The sequence below is a fragment of the Pseudomonas sp. FP2338 genome, assembly GCF_030687515.1.
Taxonomy (GTDB): Bacteria; Pseudomonadota; Gammaproteobacteria; order Pseudomonadales; family Pseudomonadaceae; genus Aquipseudomonas; species Aquipseudomonas salomonii.
The window spans coordinates 6,307,144-6,328,349 of record NZ_CP117436.1 but is presented as its reverse complement, the minus strand read 5'-3'; the positions used below and the strand labels follow the sequence as shown (position 1 = coordinate 6,328,349).

Sequence of the window (21,206 nt, the reverse complement as noted above, 5' to 3'; positions counted from 1 at the left end):
GTGCTGCGGCCGCCAAGGCTATCAGCGCTTGGTGTTGGAACGGATGTTCCAGCCAAACTTGATCGCGCCGCCGTCTTTGGTGCCGTCGGCTTTCTGCGGTTGGTAGTCGACCATCACCTGGGCGAAGTTCAGGGTGACGTTTTCGGTCAGGCGATCATCGGTGCCCGAGCCGCCGGTGCTCAGGGACGTGACCAGCACTTCTTCCAGGTTGATCACCATGTACTCGACCTGGCTTTCGCCGCCGGCCTTGCGCACGGTCAGCTTGACCTTGTCGATGTGCTTGCCGCTGGCGCAGTGCATCATCAGGTTAGGCGAAGCCTTGTCGACGTACTTGGTCAGCGACAGGTCCTGGATATTTACCTTGCCCGCGCCGCCGCCGCCGCCCACATGCATGTTGCCGGACTGGGCCATGCCCCAGCTCCAGTTCAGCACGTCGATTTCGTCCTTGTGGGCCTTGTCCATGGACTCGCCCTTGATGTCGCCGATCTTGATGAAAATATCAACAGCCATGTTTTCTCCCTGTGTGGCACGGGCCACTGAATTTGGTTATGCCCAAAGGGGCAATGCTGTTCTGTGGGAGCTGGCTTGCCTGCGATTGCATCACCGCGGTCTGACTGACAAACCGAGGTGCCTGCATCGCGGGCAAGCCCGGCTCCCACAGAAGAGCCGGTCCAACCGTTAGTTACGCGCTTTTTGCCGAAGGCAGTTTCGATACCAGGCGCAACGACACGGTCAGCCCTTCGAGCTGGTAGTGCGGGCGCAGGTAGAACTTGGAGTTGTAGTAACCCGGGTTGCCTTCGACGTCTTCCACGATCACTTCGGCGGCGGCCAACGGGTGCTGGGCCTTGGTGGTTTCGGTGGAGTGCGCAGGGTCGCCGTCGACGTAGTTGAGGATCCAGTCCTGCAACCAACGCTGCATCTCGTCCTTCTCTTTGAAGGAACCGATCTTGTCGCGCACGATGCACTTCAAGTAGTGGGCGAAGCGGCAGGTGGCGAACAGGTACGGCAGGCGCGCAGCCAGGTTGGCGTTGGCGGTGGCGTCCGGGTCGTCGTATTCGGCCGGTTTCTGCAACGACTGGGCGCCGATGAACGCGGCGAAGTCGGTGTTTTTCTTGTGCAGCAGCGGCATGAAACCGTTTTTGGCCAGCTCCGCTTCACGGCGGTCGCTGATGGCGATTTCGGTCGGGCACTTCATGTCCACGCCACCGTCATCGGTAGGGAACGTGTGGGCCGGGAGGTTTTCCACTTCACCGCCGGACTCCACGCCACGGATGCGCGAGCACCAGCCGTAGTGTTTGAACGAACGGTTGATGTTCACCGCCATCGCGTAAGCGGCGTTGGCCCAGGTGTATTTGGAGCTGTCGGCGCCGTCGGTGTTTTCTTCGAAAGCGAAGGCTTCCACCGGGTCGGTCTTGGCGCCATACGGCAGGCGCGCCAGGAAGCGCGGCATGGTCAGGCCGATGTAGCGCGAGTCTTCCGATTCACGCAGTGAGCGCCAGCCGGCGTATTCCGGCGTGGTGAAGATCTTGGTCAGGTCGCGCGGGTTCGACAGTTCCTGCCACGAGCCCATGCCCATCACGGTCGGCGAAGCGGCCGCGATGAAGGGTGCGTGCATGGCGGCGCAGACTTTCGACAACTCGCCCAGCAACTCGACATCCGGAGGCGACTGGTCGAAGTAGTAGTCGCCCACCAGGCAACCGTACGGTTCGCCGCCGAACTGGCCGTATTCTTCTTCGTACATCTTCTTGAAGAGCGGGCTCTGGTCCCACGCCGTGCCCTTGAATTTCTTCAGGGTCTTGTGCAGTTCAGGTTTGGCGATATTGAGCACGCGAATCTTCAGCTGCTCGTCGCTCTCGGTGTTGTTGACCAGGTAGTGCAGGCCACGCCAGGCGCTTTCCAGCTGCTGGAAATCCGGGTGGTGGATGATCTGGTTGACCTGGGCGGTGAGCTTGGCGTCGATGGCCGCGATAATCGATTCAATCGACTTGATCGCGTCATTGGAAACCAGGTCCGTCTGCGCCAGAGCCTGTTCGGCCAAGGTGCGCACGGCGGTTTCCACGGCTTCGCGGGCACGCTCGGTCTTGGGTTTGAACTCTTGCAGCAGCAGGTTGGCGAACTCGCTGGCTTCTTCGGTAGCACCCAGGATCTGGCTGCCTTCGCGGGCGGTATTGTCGGTCATGATTACTGGTCCCCTGCTGGCTTAGGCGCGCTGGCAAGTGCCTGAAGCAGTGCCGGGTCCTTGATCGCCTTCATGATGATTTCTTCAGCGCCAGTCTTGCCGTCCATGTAGGTCAGCAGGTTGGCCAACTGGGTGCGGGCTTCGAGCAGTTGCTTGAGGGAATCGACCTTGCGGGCTACGGCGGCCGGGCTGAAGTCGTCCATGCTTTCGAAGGTGATGTCCAAGCTCAGGTTGCCTTCGCCGGTCAACTCATTCGGTACGTGGAAGGCTACGCGTGGCTGCATGGCCTTGAGGCGCGAGTCGAAGTTGTCGACGTCTACCTCAAGGAACTTGCGATCAGCCACAGGCGCCAGCGGCTCGGCAGGCTTGCCGGCGAGGTCGGCCATCACGCCCATCACGAAGGGCAGCTGGACCTTTTTCTCGGCGCCGTAAAGCTCGACGTCGTACTCGATCTGCACTCGAGGCGCACGGTTGCGCGCGATGAATTTCTGAGAACTTTGCTTCGCCACGTTGCTGCTCCTGGTCGCTTGAGCGACGGTGTTGTTACTGCACAGTCCGGCGGCTTACTCGCTTTCCGGGCCGCGCAGGTTTTCAAATTGGGACATGCCGTCGGGGATCAGATTGCGCACGATGGCCGCAAAGTCGGCGTGCACCAGATGCTTCGCCCGGTTCAACAACACCGGCAGCGGGCTCGAAGGCTCGTGCCGGGTGTAGTACGCAAGGATCTTGTCGAGGCTGCGCAGCACGTCATCGCGGGTGGCGATGTCGCCCGTGGGGCGCGGTGCTGCGGGGGCGGTGGCGAAATCGACCGAGGGGGCATTGTCTTCACTGACGGCCTCGGGTTCGCTGCTGCCTGCAGGGTCGGGTACGGCTTGATTGAGGATCTGCAGCGCCTGCTTGAGCGGTTGCTTCAACAGACTCAGGTCTACGCCCTGGGCCGAGCCGACTTGGTCGCTGACGTGTTGTTCGATGGCCTCGCAGGCGGCACGCGCGGCACTCAAGGCGTCGCGCGTGGCTTGCAGTTGTTCGGAGTCGCTGTCGAGGAACGCGGCATTGAGTTGCTGCGCGCCGAGTTGCTCATCCGGGAAGTTCGACAGGCCGCTGGCGTTGAGCGCCGCGCGCAGGCTCACCGGCCCGAACGTGCGCGAGCGCGTGAGGATGCTCTCGCGCAGCAGGCGAATGGTCGCGTCGCTGGTCAAGCCGGACAGGGCGTTGATGCGTACGGTGGGGTCGTTATCGTCGTCGGCATCCAGGCGCGGGTACAGGTCGGCCCAGTATTCGCGCAGCAGCGCGTTGATCAACGTAAGGACTTCGGCAAGCCCGGCCACACCCTGGAGGGCGAGGGAGCTTTGCAACAGGAAATGGGTGATGCGCAGGTCTTTGCTGCGTTGCAACAAGTCGAGGCTTTGCTGCTGGATGCTGCGCCATTGCGGTGGTTCGGCGGGCAGGATCGAGTCGCCCATGCTGCGCTCGGGTTGGCCCTTGGCGTCACGTTCCAGTTGAAGGAATTGCGCGTCATATTCCAGGTCTTCACCACAGGGCGAAGTCGCGGAAACGGCGGCGAGCAGCAACGGCACATCCACTTGATTCGATCTCCTTATCAGCCCGTTAGACGGCGGGCAATGCATGCATTAGTTACGCTATGAACTTTGCATGTTTTCTTGGTCATATACTCAGTGTGCCACTATGGTGCCATCACTTATGTTCAAGAAGTTGTGCATTTTTGGTGTAGTAGTTACGCGTTGTCAAGGTAAGCTACTCGCCCTCTGTGACAGATGTGCGGTGTTTAACACACTGCGCGACTGACGGGTCTGACGGCGGCCCAAGACAGGATTTTTGTCACAGAAGCCGGTTAAGATCAGCGATCATGCTGACAAAAGCAGATTTTACGGTCGGTTGCACGACTTGGCAGGGCGCTTACGGGAAACGCCCTCCCTTGGAATAGACCGCGCGCGATGTATCAGCAAGGAGGCAAGATGTCGCTGTGTTTGACTATCACTAGTTATCACAAGATTACCCCTGGGCAATGCTCTGAAAAGTCCATGGATCAGGGGCTGATGGCTATTGGCCGCAATTCCGACAATGACTGGGTATTGCCTGATCCAGAGCGGTTAGTCTCCTCGCAACATTGCGTTATTCAATACAAAGATGGCCGTTACTATCTGACCGATAACAGCACAAACGGAGTGGAGCTGGTTAACGCCGGCATCCGAATGCGTAGAGGTAACAGCGAGCCGTTGCAAGATGGCGAGTTGATCCGCATCGGCGATTACGAGATCCAGGCGCGTATCGACTTCAACGTGCAGGCGCTTGATAGCCAGCCGTTCAGCGGCGATTCGCCGAACAGTTTTGAAGCGCTGATGGGCGCAGTGGCGAACAAGCCTGCACCTGTATCTGCGCCTGTGATCGCGCCGCAGTTCCAGGGCGCCTCGTCGATGGACACGCTGCCGGACCTGTTCGACTTCCTCACTCCGACCACCGTGCCGCCGCCAACCGTGGCGGACCACGTACCCAGCGAGCAGCACGATTTTCGTCCGCCAACGCCGGTCGCGGTGCCTGTGGTCGAAAAGCCCGCAGTGTCAGGCTCGGTGATTCCCGAAGATTGGGACTTGTTTGGCGACACGCCAGCGCCAGTCGTAGCAACTCCTCAGCCGGTTGCACCCGTTGAACCGCCCCTCGCGCCAATCATGCAGCCGGCCGCCCCGGACATTTCCTCGCAGCCCGACCTGCTCCAGGCTTTCCTGCGCGGCGCGGGGCTGGACCAATTGCGCCTCGACAAGGCTCAAGCCGAAGCACAAATGGAAAGCATCGGCCGCAGCTACCGCCTGATGGTCGAAGGCCTGATCGACGTGTTGCGTGCCCGCGCCAGCCTCAAGGGCGAGTTCCGCATGCAGCAGACGATGATCCAGCCGGCTGAAAACAACCCGTTGAAATTTGCGCCGAATGCTGACGAAGCCTTACTGCTGCTGCTTCGTCATGGCAACCAAGCGTTTATGGCGCCGGACGTTGCCGTGCGCGACAGTTTCGACGACCTGCGTGCCCACCAACTGGCGGTGATGGCCGGTGTGGAAGCGGCGATCAAACACCTGCTCACGCGTTTTGAACCGGCACAGCTGGAAGAGCGCATGGGCAAGCCCGCCGGGCTATCGAGCCTGTTCAACGGTTCGCGCCAGGCGCAGTACTGGCAGCAATTCACCGAGCTCTACAGCAATATTTCCCGTGAGGCCCAGGAAGATTTCCAGGACCTGTTCGGTCGCGAATTCAGCCGGGCATACGAAGAACACAGCGCACGACAGCGACACTAAAACGCGCCGCAATAATGGATAAAACGGATAGCTAAGTACGTCATTGAGGACGCAGGATGATTCCCAGGTTTTTACTCGCAGCCGCCACCGCGCTGATGCTGACGGCGTGTGCCAAGGACGCGGTCAAACCCGAGGCTGCCACTGAAGCCGAGGCGGGCACTGCCGCCGTCGAGCTGCACTTTCACGCCATTGCCGGGCTAAACCCCGGCGCCAACGGCCAGGCCGCTCCGGTACGAGTGCGCATTTTCGAACTGAAAAACGCCGCCACCTTCAGTCGCTCCGACTACTTCGCCTTGGCCGATCGCGCGCAATCCACCCTTGGCCTGGACCTGCTGGACCAGGATGAAGTGATGATCCAGCCCGGCCAGCAACTGAGCATCCAGCGCGACCTTGACCCCTCCACACGCCAGATCGGCTTGTTGGTGGGCTATCGCGAGCTGGACCGCGCGCAATGGCGCACGGTGCTCACTGTTCCGGCGCGCCAATATACCGAATATCAGATCAGCCTCGATGTGCGTGCCGTACGCGCCGACGTCGTGGTTCCCCCATCCAGCCCTGCCCAATAAGAAACCCTCGGAGCCCCCATGTCCTGGAACAATCGCGTGGTCTGGTCGGAAGGCATGTTCATCGGAACGCAGCACTTCCAGCAGCATGACCGTTACCTGGAAAACCTCATCGACGCGCGCAGCCGCCCGTTGTCCGCCGGTGCCTGGGGCTTTTCCGAGTTGCTTATTGACCAGGGCCTGCTGGCCCAGGGCAAGCTGGCGATCGTGTCGGCGCGTGGCCTGTTGCCCGACGGCACGCCGTTCAATATTCCCCAGGACGACTTGGCGCCGAGCCCGCTGAATATCGACGACAACCTGCGCGACGGCCTGGTGTACCTGGCCTTGCCGCTCAAGCGCGCCGGTGCGCGAGACACGGTGGATGAAGGCGAAGCGCTGGAAGCGGCGCGCTACGTCAGCCAGGTGCGCGAAGTGCGCGACGATAACGCGCCGTTTGAAAACCGCGCACCCGTGGCCGTGGGTTCCCGAGCGCTGCGCCTGTTGACCGCGCAGGATGGCATCAGTGACTACGCCGCCATTGGCCTGGTGCGCATCAAGGAAAAGCGCGCCGACCGCGCACTGGTACTCGACGACACGTATATCCCACCGGTGCTGGACGTGGCCGCGAGCAAACCACTGACTGCCTTTCGCAGCGAACTGCTCGGCCTGTTGCACCAGCGCGGCGAAGCCCTGGCGGGCCGCGTGGTCGCCTCGGGTGCGGGTGGTGCTTCGGAAATTGCCGACTTCATGCTGCTGCAATTGGTCAACCGGGCGCAGCCGCTGATCCAGCATCTGAGCCAGTTAAGCCCGCTGCACCCTGAGCGGTTTTTCAGCGAGCTGGTCAGCCTGGCGGGAGAGTTCGCCACGTTTTCCACCACGGGCCGGCGCCCGCAGGAATACCCGCAATACCAACATGATGACCTGGCCCTGAGCTTTGCCCCGGTGATGGCAGCGTTGCGTGAAGCCTTGTCGATGCTGATCGACAGCAAAGCCACGCCGATCCCTATTGTGGAAAAAGCCTACGGTATCCACGTGGCCATGCTCGCCGACAAAACCCTGCTCGACAGCGCCAGTTTCATCCTCGTGGTCCGTGCCGACGTGCCCGGCGAAACCTTGCGCGCACGCTTCGGCCAGCAGAGCAAAGTCGGCTCGGTGGAGCACATCCGCGACATGGTCAACCTGCAATTGCCAGGTATCGGCCTGCTGCCGTTGCCGGTTGCGCCACGCCAGATCCCGTACCACGCAGGCAGCACCTATTACGAGCTGGACCGTGGCAGCGAGCACTGGCAGCAACTGAACAACTCCGGCGGGTTTGCCTTCCATATCGCCGGGCAGTTCCCGGGCTTGAACCTGGCCTTCTGGGCGATCCGAGGATAATCCGCGATGCATCCCAATGATGATGACCGCACCCAGTTCATGCCGCGCCCGGGTGGCCGGGAGCCTGCTCCAGCACGTGCAGAGCCGGCGCCTTTGTCGATGCCGGCCGCGCCGATCCTCACCGGCAAAAGCCAGGGCCTCAACCCGCTGGAAAGCGCAGCCGGCCCGCTGTTGGCGTTGCTGACACGGCTACGCAACACCATCGCGCACCCCGCACCTGCCAGCCTGCGTGCGCAGTTGCTGGCCTACCTGCGCCAGTTCGAAGAGCGCGCCGAAGCCGCCGGTGTGGCGCGCAACGAAGTGCTGCTGGCGCGTTACGCGCTGTGTACGGCGCTCGATGAAGCCGTGCTCAGCACGCCATGGGGCAGTGCCAGTGACTGGGGCAAGCAGAGCTTGTTGATCACCGTGCACAACGAAGCCTGGGGCGGCGAAAAGGTCTTCCAGTTGCTCGACCATTGCCTGCAAAGCCCACGCGAGCGGTTGTACCTGCTGGAGTTGCTGTACCTGTGCATGTGCCTGGGTTTTGAAGGCCGCTACCGCGTGATGAATGACGGCCGCAGCCAGTTGGAAGCCTTGCGTGAACGCACCGCCGCAGCGATTCGCAGTGCGCGTGGCGAGCATGAGCGCGAGCTGTCGCCGCATTGGCGTGGCGTGACCGTGGCGCGTGATCGCCTGGCGCAATTCATGCCGCCGTGGATCGCCGTGGCCATCGGCCTGGCGTTGCTGCTGGCATTGCTGTTTGGCTTGCGCATGAAGCTGGCGTCGGATGCGGAACCGGTGTTCAAGAATATCCATGCCCTGGGCGAGATTCCGGTGCAGGCCATCGACCGCCCGGTGGCGCAACCTAAAGTCATCGAGCGGCCGCGTCTGGCCGGCTTCCTGGTGGAAGACATCAAGGCGGGCCGCGTGGCGGTAGAAGACAAGGTCGACCGTTCCGTGGTGACGATTCGCGGCGATGAACTGTTCGCGTCTGCCAGCTCCAGCATCCGCGATGACTTCGAGCCGCTGATGCTGCGCATCGCTGACGCCATCCGCAAGGTCAAGGGGCAGGTCCGCGTGACCGGCCACAGCGACAACCGCCCGATTGCCACGTTGCGCTTCCCGTCCAACTGGGCATTGTCCGAAGCGCGGGCCAAGTCGGTGCTGGACATCCTGGCGGCCAAGACTGGCCAGGCGGATCGCTTCAGCGCCGAAGGCCGCAGCGACACCGAGCCGGTGGCGACCAACGCTACTGCCGAAGGCCGTGCCCGTAATCGTCGGGTTGAAATCACCGTATTGGCGGAGGGCGTCGAGTGAAGGCGTTTTTCAGTTTTATGATTCGCTGGGTGATCCCCGTACTGGGCCTGATTGCCCTGAGCCTGATCATCTGGTTTGTGGGGCCGTTGCTCGATGTGCTGATGCCGGAAGGGCGGCGCTGGGCGCTGATCATCCTGGTGTTTGCGCTGTGGATCGCCTACCGCGTAGTGCGCATTATCCAGGCGCGCCGCCAGGCCGCCGAAGTGATGCGCAGCCTCGCCGCCGAAACCCCGGCCGACCCCAACAGCGTCGCCACCGCCGAAGAGTTGTCCGCCCTGCGCCAGCGCATGGACGAAGCCCTGGCATTGCTGAAAAAGGCCAAGCTCGGCGGTGATGAGCGCCGCAATCTCTATGAGCTGCCGTGGTACGTGATCATCGGCCCGCCGGGTTCGGGCAAGACCACCGCGCTGGTCAATTCCGGCCTGCACTTTCCACTCGCTGCGCAGTTGGGCGCCGGTGCCGTGCGCGGTGTTGGCGGTACGCGCAATTGTGATTGGTGGTTTACCGACCAGGCCGTTTTGCTTGATACCGCCGGCCGCTACACCACCCAGGACAGCAACTCCACAGTGGATAAAGCCGCGTGGTTGGGCTTTCTCGATCTGCTGAAAAAGCAGCGTTCGCGTCGCCCGATTGATGGTGCGTTTATCGCCATCAGCCTCTCGGATCTGCTGCTCGGTACGGATGCCGAACGCGCCGCCCATGCGGCCGCAATTCGCCTGCGGATCCAGGAGCTGTACACCCAACTGGGTGTGCGATTCCCGATCTACCTGATGCTGACCAAGCTCGACCTGGTGCCGGGTTTCATGGAGTTCTTCGACAACCTGAGCAAGGAAGACCGCACCCAGGTATGGGGCATGACCTTCGCCCTGGACGACGGCAAAAACAGCGACAGCCCACTGGCCCATCTGCAAAGCGAGTTTGCCGGTCTTGAGCAGCGCCTGAACGAACGGCTGGTGGAACGCCTGCAACAGGAGCGTGACCCGGCGCGGCGTGACCTGATCTACGGTTTCCCGCAGCAGTTCGGCGCGTTGAAAGATTGCCTGCAAAGCTTCCTCGAAGGCGTGTTCAAACCCAACGCCTTCGAAGAGCGGGTGTTGCTGCGCGGTGTGTACTTCACCAGCGGCACTCAGGAAGGCAGCCCGATTGATCGCCTGATCGGCGCCATGGCCCAGAGCATGAACCTGGACCGCCAGCACCTGGCGCGACAGAGCGGCACCGGGCGCAGTTATTTCATCGAAAAGTTGTTCACCGCCGTAGCGTTCGCCGAGCGTGGGTTGGTGGGTGTGAACCCGAAAGTCGAGCGCCGCCGCAAGTGGATTGCACGCGGTGTGCTGGCAGCTACCGTCGCCTTGGTGGTGGTGGTCAGTGGCCTGTGGTGGGTAAGTTATCGCGCCAACCAGGCGTATATCGCCCAGGTTGATCAGAAGGTTGCGCCGCTGGGCCAGACCGTACAGAACCTCAGCCCGGCGCAGCGTGAAGTGCTGGCAGTGTTGCCGCTGCTCAACGCGGTGAAGAACCTCGCGGGCGACTCGCCGAGCTGGTCCGAAGGCCTGGGCCTGTATCAGGGCGATATGCTTGAAGCCGAATCTGCCAGCGTCTACCGCAAGCTGTTGATCGCGGTATTCGCGCCACGCCTGGTCACGCGCATCGAAGAGCAACTGCATGGTGGCGGCAATTCCGACTTCCTCTATGAAGGCCTCAAGGCCTACCTGATGCTCGCCGACAACGAGCACTACGACCCGGACTTCATCAAGGCCTGGGTCGCCCTGGATTGGGACCGCAACCTGCCGCGTGACCTGCCGGCCGATCAGCGCCAGGCGCTGACCGGGCACTTGCAGGCGCTGTTCGACCGCCACCCGCCGAACGCGCGGCTGGACCCACGCCTGATCGATGACCTGCGTCGCCAGCTGCAACAGTTGCCGGTGGCGCAACGCGTGTACGACCGGGTCAAGCGCCAGAAGCTGCCCGAGGGCATCCCCGACTTTCGCCTCAACGAAGCCGCCGGCCGCGATGCCGCGCTGGTGTTCAGCCGTAAAAGCGGCAAGCCGTTGGGCGAGCCGTTGAGTGGGTTCTTCACTGCCAAAGGCTATCGTCAGGCCTTCCTGCTCAGCAGTCTGAACCAGACCGGCACCCTGGCCGAAGAGCAATGGGTACTGGGCCGTGAACAGGCCGATCAACAGAACGTGGTAAGCCTGGCGGCCGACGTGCGCCGCCTGTACTTCCAGGACTACCAGCGCCAATGGGACGCCTTGCTCGCGGACATCGACTTTGTGCCGATCACCAGCGTGGCCCAGGCGGCCGATGTGCTGCGGGTGATTTCCGGCCCCACTTCGCCGCTGAAAAAGCTGCTGGTAGCCGTAGCCAAAGAGACCGACCTGCAAGCTGAAGAACGCCAATTGGCCGCCAAAGGCGTGCCGGTGGAAGGCGGCGTCGACAAGCTCAAAGAGCGCCTCGGCAGCCTGCTCGGCCAGGAGCAACCAAGCGCTAATGCACCGCAAGCGGCGGACGATCCGGTGACCGCGCACTTTGCCGAACTCAATAGCATCGTCAGCAAAAACGAAGGCGAATCGGCGGCCATCGACGGCCTGCTGGCGGACATGAACGCGCTGTATGTGCAAGTCAGCGCCATGGTCGGCGCCAGTGGCGACGCCTTGCTCGGCGAGGCCAAGAACCAGGCGGCGGCTGCGGCCACGCGGGTCAGTTTGAATGCCGAACGCCAGCCCCCGCTGGTGCAGGGCATGGTCAAGTCGGTGGTCAACTCCACCACCAACAGCATGATGGGCGGGGTGCGTAACCAGCTGAATGCGGCGTGGATGAGTGAAGTGGTCAACGTGTATCGCCAGTCTCTGGCGGGGCGTTATCCGATGTCGCCGGGCAGCGCGCGGGATGCCACTTTGGATGATTTCGGCCAGTTCTTCGGCGTGGGCGGGGTGATGGATAACTACTTCCGCAAATACCTGCAGCCTTACGTGGATACGTCCGCGCAGACCTGGCGCTGGCAGCCGGGCGCGGCGCAAAAGCTCGGGATTGCACCGGGCGTGCTGCAAACCTTCCAGCGTGCGGCGGCTATTCGTGACGCGTTCTTCAGATCGGGGGGCACCCAGCCGATCGTGCGTTTCGAGCTCAAGCCGGTGTCGATGGACCCGACTATCACCCAGTTTCTGCTTGACCTCGACGGCCAGCAACTGAGCTACGACCACGGCCCAAGCCGCCCGGTGGCGATGCAATGGCCCAACCCCGGCAGCATTGGCGTGGTGCGTATTTCGATCATGCCGCCGTCAGCCAGTGGCCGTTCCGGCGTGACCCTGGACGGCCCATGGGCGTGGTTCCGCCTGCTGGAACAATCGGACCTGAGTGCCGGCAACTCGCCGGACCGTTTCAACCTGCGTTTGCGGGTTGATGGCGCGAGCATCGCCTACGAGTTGCGCGCCAACAGCGCCTTCAACCCGTTCAAGAGCCGCGTACTCAGTGGCTTCAGCCTGCCGGAGCGGTTATGACCACGCTGGGCTTCTACGGCAAGTTGGCCAGCCGCGGTGACTTTGTCAGCCGCGCCTTGCCCCAGAGTTTTATCGGCCCGTGGGACAGCTGGCTGGCCGCCGGTTTGCTCGCCAGCCAGAACAGCCTGGGCGGCGATTGGCTCAACGTTTATCTGGTCAGCCCGTTGTGGCGTTTTGTGCTGGCACCGGGCGTGTGCGGGCCGGACGCGGCGACAGGCGTGGTGATGCCGAGCATTGATCGGGTCGGGCGCTATTTCCCGTTGGCCGTGGTGGCATTGCTTGATCACGACACTAACCCGGCGTCATTGGTGGGCGGCCCGGATACGTGGTTTGAGCAGGCTGAAGAGCTGTTGCTCAGCACCCTGGATACTGGCGCCACGTTTGAACGTTTCAACGATGGCGTCGACAGCCTGGGCATTCCGGCCAGTGAGCAACGCGCGGTCGACAGTCGCTTCGCGGGCCTGCAACGGGTCGCCGCCACTGTGCCCCACAGCCGCATGACTGCACTGGCCGAGCAGGCCTGTGAAGGTGCCAGCCTGTGGTGGGGCCGTGGCTCACAACGTATTTCACCCGGTTTATTGCGGTGCCAGGGTTTGCCGGCTGCCGGCGATTTTGCGCAGTTTTTGCTCGGACAAGAAGGTGTGGTGTAGATGGGGGCGACGTTTAAATCCGCGAGCAAAAGCCATGTGGGCATGGTGCGTCAGGTCAATGAAGACGCGTGCCTGGACCTGCCGGAAAACCGCCTGTGGGTCGTGGCCGATGGCATGGGCGGGCATGCGGCGGGCGATTACGTCAGTAGTTTGATTGTCGACAGCCTGCGCAACGTGCCGGTGGGGCGCTCACTGGATGAATACTCGGCGGCCTTGCGCAATGACCTGATCCGCATCAACGCCACGGTGCGCGAAGAAACCGCTAACCGTGGCGTGAGCATGATGGGCAGCACTGTGGTGGTGCTTGCCGCACGTGGCCTGCGTGGCGTGTGTTTATGGGCCGGCGACAGTCGCCTGTACCGCCTGCGCGAGGGGCAGTTGGAGAGCATTTCCCGTGACCACAGCTACGTGCAGGACCTGCAAGACAGCGGCCTGCTCAGCGAAGCCGACGCGCGCGTGCATCCCCGTGCCAATATCGTCACCCGCGCGGTGGGCGTGGAGGCCCAGCTGGAAGTGGCGGTGGCTGACCTGTTGATTTCCCCCGGCGACAGCTACCTGCTGTGCAGCGATGGTCTCAACAAGACCGTCGAAGACCATGAGATCCGCGAAGTGCTGGGCCATGATGCGCCGGATGAAATCGTGCGCAGCCTGGTGCATCTGGGGCTCAATCGCGGCGCGCCGGACAATATCACTGCCATTGTCGTGAAGGTCTCGCCATGAACATTGTGATCCCGGGCTACGACATCGAAGGCGAGATCGGCGAAGGCGCCATGGCCAGCGTGTACCTGGCGACCCAGCGCTCGCTGGAGCGCAAGGTGGCCTTGAAGGTGATGGCCGCGGCGCTGGCGGCCGACCCGAGCTTCTGCGAGCGCTTCCTGCGCGAGGGCAAGACCCTGGCGCGCCTGTCGCATCCGCACACGGTGACCATCCATGACATCGGCAACGTCGGTGAGCTGTACTACATGGCCATGGAATACCTGCCCAATGGCACACTCAAAGAGCGCATCGCCGCCGGCCTGACGCCGGAGCAGGGCGTGACGCTGATTCGCCAGATCGCTTCGGCGTTGGGCTATGCGCATGCGCAGGGTTTGGTACACCGCGACGTCAAACCGGCGAACATTCTGTTTCGCGCTGACGGCACCGCCGTACTGTCGGACTTCGGCATCGCCAAGTCCCTGGACGATCGCACCCAGTTCACTCAAGCCGGCTTTGCCGTGGGCACGCCGAGCTACATGAGCCCGGAGCAGGCGCGAGGCCAGGAGATCGATGGCCGCGCCGACCTGTATGCGTTGGGCGTGGTGCTCTACGAAATTCTGGTTGGCAAGCTGCCGTATAACGGCACTGATGCGCTGTCCACTGCGCTGGCCCATCTGACCGAGCCGCTGCCGGAACTGCCGGTGCACCATGGCCGTTATCAGGACGTGCTGCGCAAGCTGTTGGCCAAAGACCCGGCCGAGCGTTTTCCGGATGCGGCGGCGTTGCTGCGCGCGCTGGACCAACTGCCCGCAGACTCTGCGGAAGCCACGCTGGTACGGCCGTTACCGATTCCGCTGAGTTTTGACTTGGCCGGAATGACGCCGGTGTCCATCGAGATTCCGACCGAAAAACCCCAGCCGCAACCGGTGCGTCAGCCGGTGGTGACGCCGACGCAACAACGCGCCGTGTCCGAACAGCGCCGTGGCCCGGTGCTGGCCCTGGCCGCCGTGGCCGTGGCGGTGGCACTGGCCATTGGTGGCGCCAGTTACTGGTGGCTGAGCGGCAGCGATGAACCTGCCAAACCGCCTGTCGCCGTGGTGCCCAAGACCTCACCACCGCCGGAGGTAAAGCCGGTAGTGGCTGAGGCGGATGGTGGCCAGCGGCCGTTGCTGATGGCGGGCAAAAAGACCTTGTTCCAGCGCGTGCTCAGCAAGCCGGGCGCCAAGCTCTCCCATGATGCCGGTGGTGCAGCAGACGAAGCCCTGCCGGCGTTTTCGGTGCTCTATGTTTACCAGCGCAAAGACATCGACGGCAGCCCGTGGGTGCGTGTCGGCGCCGCAACCGATGGGCGCAGCGATGGGTGGTTGCCCGCCGCTCAAGTCAGCGACTGGAAGCAAAGCCTGGTGCTCAAGTTCACCGAGCGCTCGGGCCGGGCGCCGGTGATGTTCCTGCGCCAATCGGCTGAGGTGGAAAAGCTGTTGGCTGATCCCGCCGCCGCCAAAAACGTGTTGGCCAAGGCGCAGAAGAACCGCGAAGACAATCAACAGGTGCTGGCGCTTGAGCCGACGGCCAGCGCCGTGCCGCAAAACCAGTTTTACCTGCTGCCGATTTTTGACTCCAAAGAGAGCTTCGACGAAAACGGCCAGCCGGTGCAGTTGCTCAATGTGGCATCCATCGACCCGGGCAGCGCGGCGGCCAAGCCGGCTACCAAAGCGATCGCTGCAGACGCTTTCCGCACGGCGGTGGTGTTGGTGGTCGACACGACGGTTTCGATGCAGCCTTACATCGACCAGGTTCGCGATGTGGTGCATGAGTTGCAAACCCGCATTGCCGAGCGCGGCGAGCTTGATAGCGTGAGCTTCGGGCTGGTGGGGTTTCGCAACAGCATCAAGAAAACCCCCGGTTTGGAATACGTCGCCAAGACGCTTATCACCCTGGACCAGGGCCGCGACCCGCAGCGCTTCCTCGACATGGCGCGCCAGGTCAAAGCGTCCACGGTGTCCAGCCACTCGTTCAACGAGGACGCTTTTGCCGGGGTGATGCAGGCGGTCGATGGCATGGACTGGACCGGCTACGGCGGGCGCATCATTTTGCTGGTCACCGATGCCGGCGCGCTGCGCAAGAACGACCCATTCGCCGCCACCCAGATGAACGAAGCCGAAGTGCGTCAGGCGGCACTCGGCAAGCAGATCAAGATTTACGCCCTGCACCTGCGCACCGATGCCGGCAAGAAAACCCACGCCGGTGCCGAAACCCAGTACCGCGTGCTCACCGCCGACGCCAACCCGCAGATCGGCGACCTCTACACACCGGTGCCCGGTGGTGATGTGCACAAGCTGGGCGAGCGGGTTGATGAGATTGGCACAGTGTTCGCCAACCTGGTGCACCAGGTCCGCAGCGACACGCCACAACCGGTGCCGCTGCTGAGCAGCGCGCCGAGCCTGGCGGACAAATCCGCAGCAGTCGGCTACGCCATGCACATGGACTTCCTCGGCCGTAAAACCGCGAGCCAGGCGCCGCAACTGGTCAGCGCCTGGACCGCCGATCGTGACCTGACCAACCCGGCGCTGCCGGCGTTCCAGGTGTGCGTGATGCTCACCAAATTGCAGCTCAACGACCTGCAGCAATCGCTGAAACTGATCGTGGATGCCGCGCGCAAAACCCAAACCTCACCCAAGGATTTCTTCCAGGAAATTGCCAGCGCTTCGGCCTATATGAGCCGTGACCCGCAGGCCCTGCGCAAGGGCGGTAACCTGGCCGATGGCGGCCTGCTCGGTGAGTACCTGGAAGGCCTGCCGTACCGCAGCAAGTCGCTGAACATGACCCAGGACTTGTGGTTGTCGCTGAGTGTGGCCGAGCAGGAAGACTTTATCGACGAGCTGGATTCGAAAATCCGCCTCTACGAAACCTTCCACAATGACGTGGCCAACTGGGTCCGTTTCGGCGATGCCGAGCCGGGCGATGCGTTGTACCGCGTGCCGTTGTCGACGCTGCCGTAATGCTGAACTTGAGCGCGGTGCACAAAAGCCGGGGCACGGGGAGCCAGCGTTACAGCCTGGTAATTCCGGCTTTGCAGCTGCGTGGCGGTGAGCAATTGGCGATTGTCGGGCCCAGTGGCTGCGGCAAAAGCACGTTGCTGGATTTGCTCGCGCTGGTGTTGGCGCCGGATCAGGCCGGCCAGTTTGAATTCGACAACACCGATATCGGCGGGCTATGGCGTGCCGATCAGCAATCTACCCTGGCTGCGCTGCGCAGCCGGCACTTGGGTTATGTGCTGCAAACCGGCGGCCTGCTGGGTTTTCTCGATGTGCGCAGCAATATCGCCTTGTCGCGGCAATTGCTGGGTTTGAAAGATGACGGCAGCGTGGCGCGCCTGGCGGGGCAGCTGGAGATCAGTGACCAGTTGGCGAAGAAGCCGGCGGACCTGTCGGTAGGCCAACGCCAGCGCGTGAGTTGCGCCCGTGCCCTGGCCCATGCGCCGCAGCTGGTGCTGGCGGATGAGCCGACCGCGTCGCTGGACCCGCTGAATGCCGAGCGCGTGATGCAGGTGCTGCTGGCCCAGGCCCGCGAACACCGTGCCGCCTGCGTGATCGCCACCCATGACGAACCCCTGGCCCGCGCCAGCGGCTTGCAGGTACGGCGCATCGGTTGCCGCCGCGACCCTGACGGCGGCGTCACGGCCACGCTCGGGGAGGTGTGCTGATGCGCATCGGCGTGGTGGCCTCGCTGGCCTGGCAGGATTACCGCAATGACGCCTGGCTGTCGGCCTGTTCGGTGCTGGCGCTGGTGGCGGTGATCGCACCGCTGCTGGTGTTATTCGGCCTGAAATTTGGACTGGTTGGCAGTTTGACCGAACGCTTGGAGACCGATCCGGCCACCCGTGAAATTATCCCATTGGGCGGTGGGCGATTCAGCAGCGAATTTATTCGGCAGTTGGGCCGGCGCAGCGATGTGGCCTTTGCCGTGCCGCGTACTCGGCAAATTGCGGCGACCGCGCAGGTGGGCACGCTGGCGTTGGAAATGCTGCCGACGGCGGCGGGTGATCCCTTGCTCAGCGGTTTACCGATGCCCAAGGGCCTGGACCAGATCGTGCTGAGCCACACCGCTGCCGAAAAGCTTGCGGCGCGGCCTGGGGATTGGCTGGAAACCCGCTTTGCGCGGCAAGTGGCGGGGCGTGTCGAGGCCCAGCGCACACGCTTGCAAGTGCTGGCGGTGTTGCCGTTGGAAGCCTTCGCCCGTGACGGCTTGTTTGCTGATTTGGGTTTGCTGGAAGCGGCGGAAGATTACCGCGATGGCCGTGCCGTACCGGCGTTGGGCTGGGACGGGGATGCGGTCGGGGTGAGCGAGCAGCGTGTGTACCCGGCGTTTCGTCTTTACGCGCGCACCCTGACTGATGTGGAGCCGCTGCGGGTGTATTTCGCCGGGCAGAATCTGTTGGTGTCGACCCAGGCACAGACCATCGCCCAGGTGCAGTCGTTGAGTCGCAACCTGTCGTTGGTATTCTGGATTATTGCCGGGCTGGCCTTGGTTGGCGCGTTTGCAGCGATCTTCGCCGGGGCGCTGGCGGCGGTCGCGCGCAAGCGGCGGGAATTGTCGGTGCTGCGCCTGTTGGGGTTTTCCACCGGCGCACTGTTGTTGTTTGTGGTGTTGCAGGCGCTGTACAGCGCAGGGTATGCCGCCGTGCTGAGCGCCGGGCTGTATGGCCTGGCCGAGGCCGCTTTGAATAAACTATTTGTGCAGGGGGCGGGCGAGTACGCCAGTCACCTGTTGGCGCGTCACTACGCCCTGGCCCTGGTCGCAATCCTCGGCGTCAGCGCCGTGGCGGCGGCCTGTGGCGGTTGGCGAGTGGCGCGTATCCAGGCTTCTGAAGGAATCAGAGATGTATAAGTTACTGGGCGCCTGTGTGGCGCTGAGCCTGGTCTCATTGGCCTGGGCCGATGAAGCGAGTGACAAACTCGATAACCCTAAACCATTGCCGGATGACGTGAGCCTGCCGCTGCCCTGCGAAGGCAACATGGTGTTCCGCTACGCCTACGTGTTGGCCCAAGGCACGCTGGATGACCGCGAAATCAGCCTCGGCTATCCCTTTGCCGAGGGCGAAGCGGGTTATCAGCAGTCGTTTATTTCCGGCTACCGTCGCGACTTTATCAACGGCCAGTTCACGCTCAAGGATTTGCCCAAGGACTGGAACACAGTCATCGCGCCGTTGATGCCGAAAACCGACGCCAAGACGCCGCTCAAGCCGATGCTGTATTTCATCGGTAAGTACGAAGTGACCGCCCGCCAGTATGCGCAGGTGATGTCCCAGGCACAGTCGCTGGCCAGCGGCGAGCCCGCACCTGCGTGTGATGCACCGACTGGCATGGCTGCGCGCCTGCCCAAGGTGAAGTTGTCGCGCTTTGAAGCGGAGCGTTTTTCGGCGGTGTACAGCGCCTGGCTGATGAAGTACCACCGTGAGCTGCTGCCGGTGAGTGGCCGCGGCTCTTCGGCCGACGACGGCGGCCTGGGTTTTGTGCGCCTGCCCACCGAAGTGGAATGGGAATACGCCGCACGCGGTGGCCAGGCGGTGAGCCGTCAGGAACTGGAAGGGCGGCTGTTCCCGCGCCGCGTCGAAGGCAGCGAAAGCGATGGCCCGCTGGGTGACTACGCAGTGTTCAACCAGGTCGCTGGCGGCACTGGCCAGGCAGCGCGCTTGATGCCCATCGGCACCAAATTGCCCAACCCTATCGGCCTGTTCGATGTGATCGGCAACGCAGCGGAAATGGTCCAGGAATCCTTCCAGCTGGTGCACGCCGGGCGCCGTCAGGGCACCTACGGTGGCTTCGTGGTCAAGGGCGGCAATTACCTGGAAGGTGAGGGCACGCTGTTTACCGGTATGCGCCGCGAGTACCCGTTATTCGCTGCTGACGGCACCGAGCAAAGCAACGAAACCACCGGTTTTCGCGTAGCGATCGGCGCGTTGTCGGCGCCGCGCTCGCGCTACAAGGAGCTGTTCGCCCAGTGGCAGAAAGAAGGCCGCCTGGCTTCGCTGACTGACGCCATCGATGACGCTCAGGACCCGACCAAGCGCCTGGACAGCATCATCGCCGCCAGTGTCGACCCAAAACTGCAAGCCGAACTCGGCCTGGTCAACGAAGAGCTGAAACGCAACGTCTCGTTGATCGCCCAGCAGCGCGAGGAAGCCGCGGGCAACCTGATCCAGTCGGCCGCGTTGGTGGCCGAGACCATCAGCAATTACAACATCCGCCTGGCCAACCTGCAGAAGAGCCGCCAACAGGCCAAAGACAATAAGGATGAGGCCAGCGCGCAACTGTTCGACATGGCCATCACCAATGGTCGCAGCGCCCTCGACGGCGCGGTGGCGATTTACATCGACAACCTGGCCACCGGCACGCGCTACACCGATGCGGTGATCCAGGCCCAGTTTCAAAGGATCAAGGAAGAGTTGGATCGCAAGCCAGTGCTCGGCAAGAGCCTGGTGACGCGCGCGACACTGTTCGTTCGCCATGTCGGCAACTACCGCAAGCAACAGCGGGCCGACCCGGCAACGATCTTGAAGGAACTGCTCGCAGCGAGCGGTCAGCGGTCTTGACCGTTGGTTGTGCGGCGAGCTTGGAAGGGACTCAGTCGGCGGTGGGCCGTGCTGGGCAAGTCAAACTTAACAGAGAACACACCTATGCTTTTTTCCCGTAAGGCGGTTTCCAAGCGTCACCTGCTGCTGATCGCAGCCGGTTTCAGCACCGTGTTGACCGGTTGCGCCACGTCGCCGGCCTCCAAGGTCGCGTCGAGCACCAAGGTCGAGTACTACCCCAACTGCTACGAGCCGGTGCAGCACCTGCGTGCAACTGACTCGAACATGACCAAATCGGTCGTGACGGGTGCCGCCCTGGGCGCAGCCGGCGGTGCATTGCTGGGGGCGTTGACCGGCGACTCCGAAAAGCGCGGCCGTAATGCCGCCATCGGTGCGGCGGGCGGTGCCCTGGCGGGTGGCGCAGCAGGTTATTACACCGAGCGTCAGAAGCAGATCACCGATGACAACCAGCGCATCGCGTCGTACTCCACCGACTTCAACAAGAGCGCCTCTGACATCGACCGCAGCACCGCGTATGCCAAGGCATCCCAGCAGTGCTACCAGAGCGCGTTCACCAAGCTGGTGGCCGACCGCAAGGCCAAGGCCGTCAACGACACCGAAGGCCGCAAGCGCCTGGCGGAAATCGTGGCTGGCTTGAAAGAGTCCAATGACCTGATCGTTGCGGTGAACGGCAAGGCCAGCGAAGACTTGAACAACTACACCCAGGCCTACGAGCAAGACCTGAAACAAGTGGGTGTGCAGCGTGCTGACGTGGTGACCGTGGCCCAGGCCGACACGACGCAGCAGGTGGTGCCGGCGAAGAAGGGCAAGACGCCTGCCAAAGTCGCCAAAAAACCGGTGCTGCCAACCGTGCCGAAAGAAGCGGTGACCACCGAGAAGAGCATTCAGACCGTGCAAACCAAGCAGGCTGAAAGCAAGCAGGTCGCCAGCGCCGGTAAGGCGCAGATCGAAGGCACCTGCCGCGATCCGAACCTGGCCGACTGGGCGCCAGTGCCGTGCCCTAACGTATAAGCAACATGTTGCTATAAGCGTTAAACGCCTGCCGATCTCCTGCTAAAGCGCGAGATCGGTG

General features: G+C 62.8%; 16 protein-coding genes. 12 read left to right on the top strand and 4 right to left on the bottom strand.

Features of this window, described 5'->3' with window-relative positions:
- Nucleotides 1–21 precede the first annotated feature (21 nt).
- From PSH96_RS28825 to tssA, 4 genes are all read right to left on the bottom strand, one after another.
- Nucleotides 22–510, bottom strand: a complete 489-nt coding sequence (locus tag PSH96_RS28825) for a type VI secretion system tube protein Hcp (protein WP_005792512.1) — start codon at nt 508–510, stop codon at nt 22–24.
- Between the two features lie 172 nt (nt 511–682).
- The gene (gene tssC, locus PSH96_RS28820; protein WP_056860861.1) at nt 683–2,179 is read right to left on the bottom strand and encodes a type VI secretion system contractile sheath large subunit; all 1,497 of its coding nucleotides are present in this window, start codon (nt 2,177–2,179) and stop codon (nt 683–685) included.
- A 2-nt stretch (nt 2,180–2,181) separates the two neighbouring features.
- Nucleotides 2,182–2,688 carry a type VI secretion system contractile sheath small subunit gene (gene tssB / locus PSH96_RS28815; protein ID WP_017135823.1) on the bottom strand — a complete coding sequence of 169 codons (507 nt, stop codon included), beginning with the start codon at nt 2,686–2,688 and terminating at the stop codon, nt 2,182–2,184.
- 54 nt (nt 2,689–2,742) lie between these two features.
- On the bottom strand, nt 2,743–3,762 hold the full coding sequence (gene tssA / locus PSH96_RS28810) for a type VI secretion system protein TssA (protein ID WP_305456648.1): 1,020 nt from the start codon (nt 3,760–3,762) through the stop codon (nt 2,743–2,745).
- Nucleotides 3,763–4,155: 393 nt separating this feature from the next.
- Here tssA and tagH point away from each other — a divergent pair, with 393 nt between their 5' ends.
- The 12 genes from tagH (at nt 4,156) to tagQ (ending at nt 21,145) form a co-directional block, all read left to right on the top strand.
- A complete protein-coding gene (gene tagH / locus PSH96_RS28805; protein WP_305456647.1) occupies nt 4,156–5,484 on the top strand; it encodes a type VI secretion system-associated FHA domain protein TagH in 1,329 nt (442 codons plus the stop codon).
- 56 nt (nt 5,485–5,540) lie between these two features.
- The gene (gene tssJ, locus PSH96_RS28800; RefSeq protein ID WP_305456646.1) at nt 5,541–6,050 is read left to right on the top strand and encodes a type VI secretion system lipoprotein TssJ; all 510 of its coding nucleotides are present in this window, start codon (nt 5,541–5,543) and stop codon (nt 6,048–6,050) included.
- 18 nt (nt 6,051–6,068) lie between these two features.
- Nucleotides 6,069–7,403: a type VI secretion system baseplate subunit TssK gene (gene tssK / locus PSH96_RS28795; RefSeq protein ID WP_138450366.1), complete on the top strand. Its 1,335-nt coding sequence runs from the start codon at nt 6,069–6,071 to the stop codon at nt 7,401–7,403.
- A 6-nt stretch (nt 7,404–7,409) separates the two neighbouring features.
- Nucleotides 7,410–8,699 (top strand): DotU family type VI secretion system protein, encoded by a 1,290-nt coding sequence (locus PSH96_RS28790; protein WP_305456645.1) that lies wholly within the window; start codon nt 7,410–7,412, stop codon nt 8,697–8,699.
- Entirely contained in the window at nt 8,696–12,196 is a 3,501-nt protein-coding gene (gene tssM, locus PSH96_RS28785; protein ID WP_305456644.1) for a type VI secretion system membrane subunit TssM, read from the top strand. Before PSH96_RS28790 ends, tssM begins: the two co-directional genes overlap by 4 nt.
- On the top strand, nt 12,193–12,846 hold the full coding sequence (tagF, locus tag PSH96_RS28780; RefSeq protein WP_305456643.1) for a type VI secretion system-associated protein TagF: 654 nt from the start codon (nt 12,193–12,195) through the stop codon (nt 12,844–12,846). Before tssM ends, tagF begins: the two co-directional genes overlap by 4 nt.
- Entirely contained in the window at nt 12,847–13,566 is a 720-nt protein-coding gene (locus PSH96_RS28775; protein WP_305456642.1) for a PP2C family serine/threonine-protein phosphatase, read from the top strand.
- Nucleotides 13,563–16,541 (top strand): serine/threonine-protein kinase, encoded by a 2,979-nt coding sequence (locus PSH96_RS28770; protein ID WP_305456640.1) that lies wholly within the window; start codon nt 13,563–13,565, stop codon nt 16,539–16,541. Before PSH96_RS28775 ends, PSH96_RS28770 begins: the two co-directional genes overlap by 4 nt.
- A complete protein-coding gene (locus PSH96_RS28765) occupies nt 16,541–17,245 on the top strand; it encodes an ABC transporter ATP-binding protein (RefSeq protein WP_305456638.1) in 705 nt (234 codons plus the stop codon). Before PSH96_RS28770 ends, PSH96_RS28765 begins: the two co-directional genes overlap by 1 nt.
- The gene (locus tag PSH96_RS28760; RefSeq protein WP_305456637.1) at nt 17,245–18,429 is read left to right on the top strand and encodes an ABC transporter permease; all 1,185 of its coding nucleotides are present in this window, start codon (nt 17,245–17,247) and stop codon (nt 18,427–18,429) included. The genes PSH96_RS28765 and PSH96_RS28760 overlap by 1 nt, the downstream gene beginning before the upstream one ends.
- The gene (locus PSH96_RS28755) at nt 18,422–20,134 is read left to right on the top strand and encodes an SUMF1/EgtB/PvdO family nonheme iron enzyme (RefSeq protein ID WP_305456635.1); all 1,713 of its coding nucleotides are present in this window, start codon (nt 18,422–18,424) and stop codon (nt 20,132–20,134) included. Before PSH96_RS28760 ends, PSH96_RS28755 begins: the two co-directional genes overlap by 8 nt.
- Nucleotides 20,135–20,218: 84 nt before the next feature.
- A complete protein-coding gene (tagQ, locus tag PSH96_RS28750) occupies nt 20,219–21,145 on the top strand; it encodes a type VI secretion system-associated lipoprotein TagQ (protein WP_305456634.1) in 927 nt (308 codons plus the stop codon).
- The last annotated feature ends 61 nt before the right edge of the window (nt 21,146–21,206 follow it).

Excerpts from the sequence above, each read along its gene's own strand:
- PSH96_RS28825 (WP_005792512.1), bottom strand. The coding sequence starts at position 510 with ATGGCTGTTGATATTTTCATCAAGATCGGCGACATCAAGGGCGAGTCC.
- tssC (WP_056860861.1), bottom strand. The coding sequence starts at position 2,179 with ATGACCGACAATACCGCCCGCGAAGGCAGCCAGATCCTGGGTGCTACC.
- tagH (WP_305456647.1), top strand. The coding sequence starts at position 4,156 with ATGTCGCTGTGTTTGACTATCACTAGTTATCACAAGATTACCCCTGGG.
- tssJ (WP_305456646.1), top strand. The coding sequence starts at position 5,541 with ATGATTCCCAGGTTTTTACTCGCAGCCGCCACCGCGCTGATGCTGACG.
- tssK (WP_138450366.1), top strand. The coding sequence starts at position 6,069 with ATGTCCTGGAACAATCGCGTGGTCTGGTCGGAAGGCATGTTCATCGGA.
- PSH96_RS28790 (WP_305456645.1), top strand. The coding sequence starts at position 7,410 with ATGCATCCCAATGATGATGACCGCACCCAGTTCATGCCGCGCCCGGGT.
- tagF (WP_305456643.1), top strand. The coding sequence starts at position 12,193 with ATGACCACGCTGGGCTTCTACGGCAAGTTGGCCAGCCGCGGTGACTTT.
- PSH96_RS28775 (WP_305456642.1), top strand. The coding sequence starts at position 12,847 with ATGGGGGCGACGTTTAAATCCGCGAGCAAAAGCCATGTGGGCATGGTG.
- PSH96_RS28770 (WP_305456640.1), top strand. The coding sequence starts at position 13,563 with ATGAACATTGTGATCCCGGGCTACGACATCGAAGGCGAGATCGGCGAA.
- PSH96_RS28765 (WP_305456638.1), top strand. The coding sequence starts at position 16,541 with ATGCTGAACTTGAGCGCGGTGCACAAAAGCCGGGGCACGGGGAGCCAG.
- PSH96_RS28760 (WP_305456637.1), top strand. The coding sequence starts at position 17,245 with ATGCGCATCGGCGTGGTGGCCTCGCTGGCCTGGCAGGATTACCGCAAT.
- PSH96_RS28755 (WP_305456635.1), top strand. The coding sequence starts at position 18,422 with ATGTATAAGTTACTGGGCGCCTGTGTGGCGCTGAGCCTGGTCTCATTG.
- tagQ (WP_305456634.1), top strand. The coding sequence starts at position 20,219 with ATGCTTTTTTCCCGTAAGGCGGTTTCCAAGCGTCACCTGCTGCTGATC.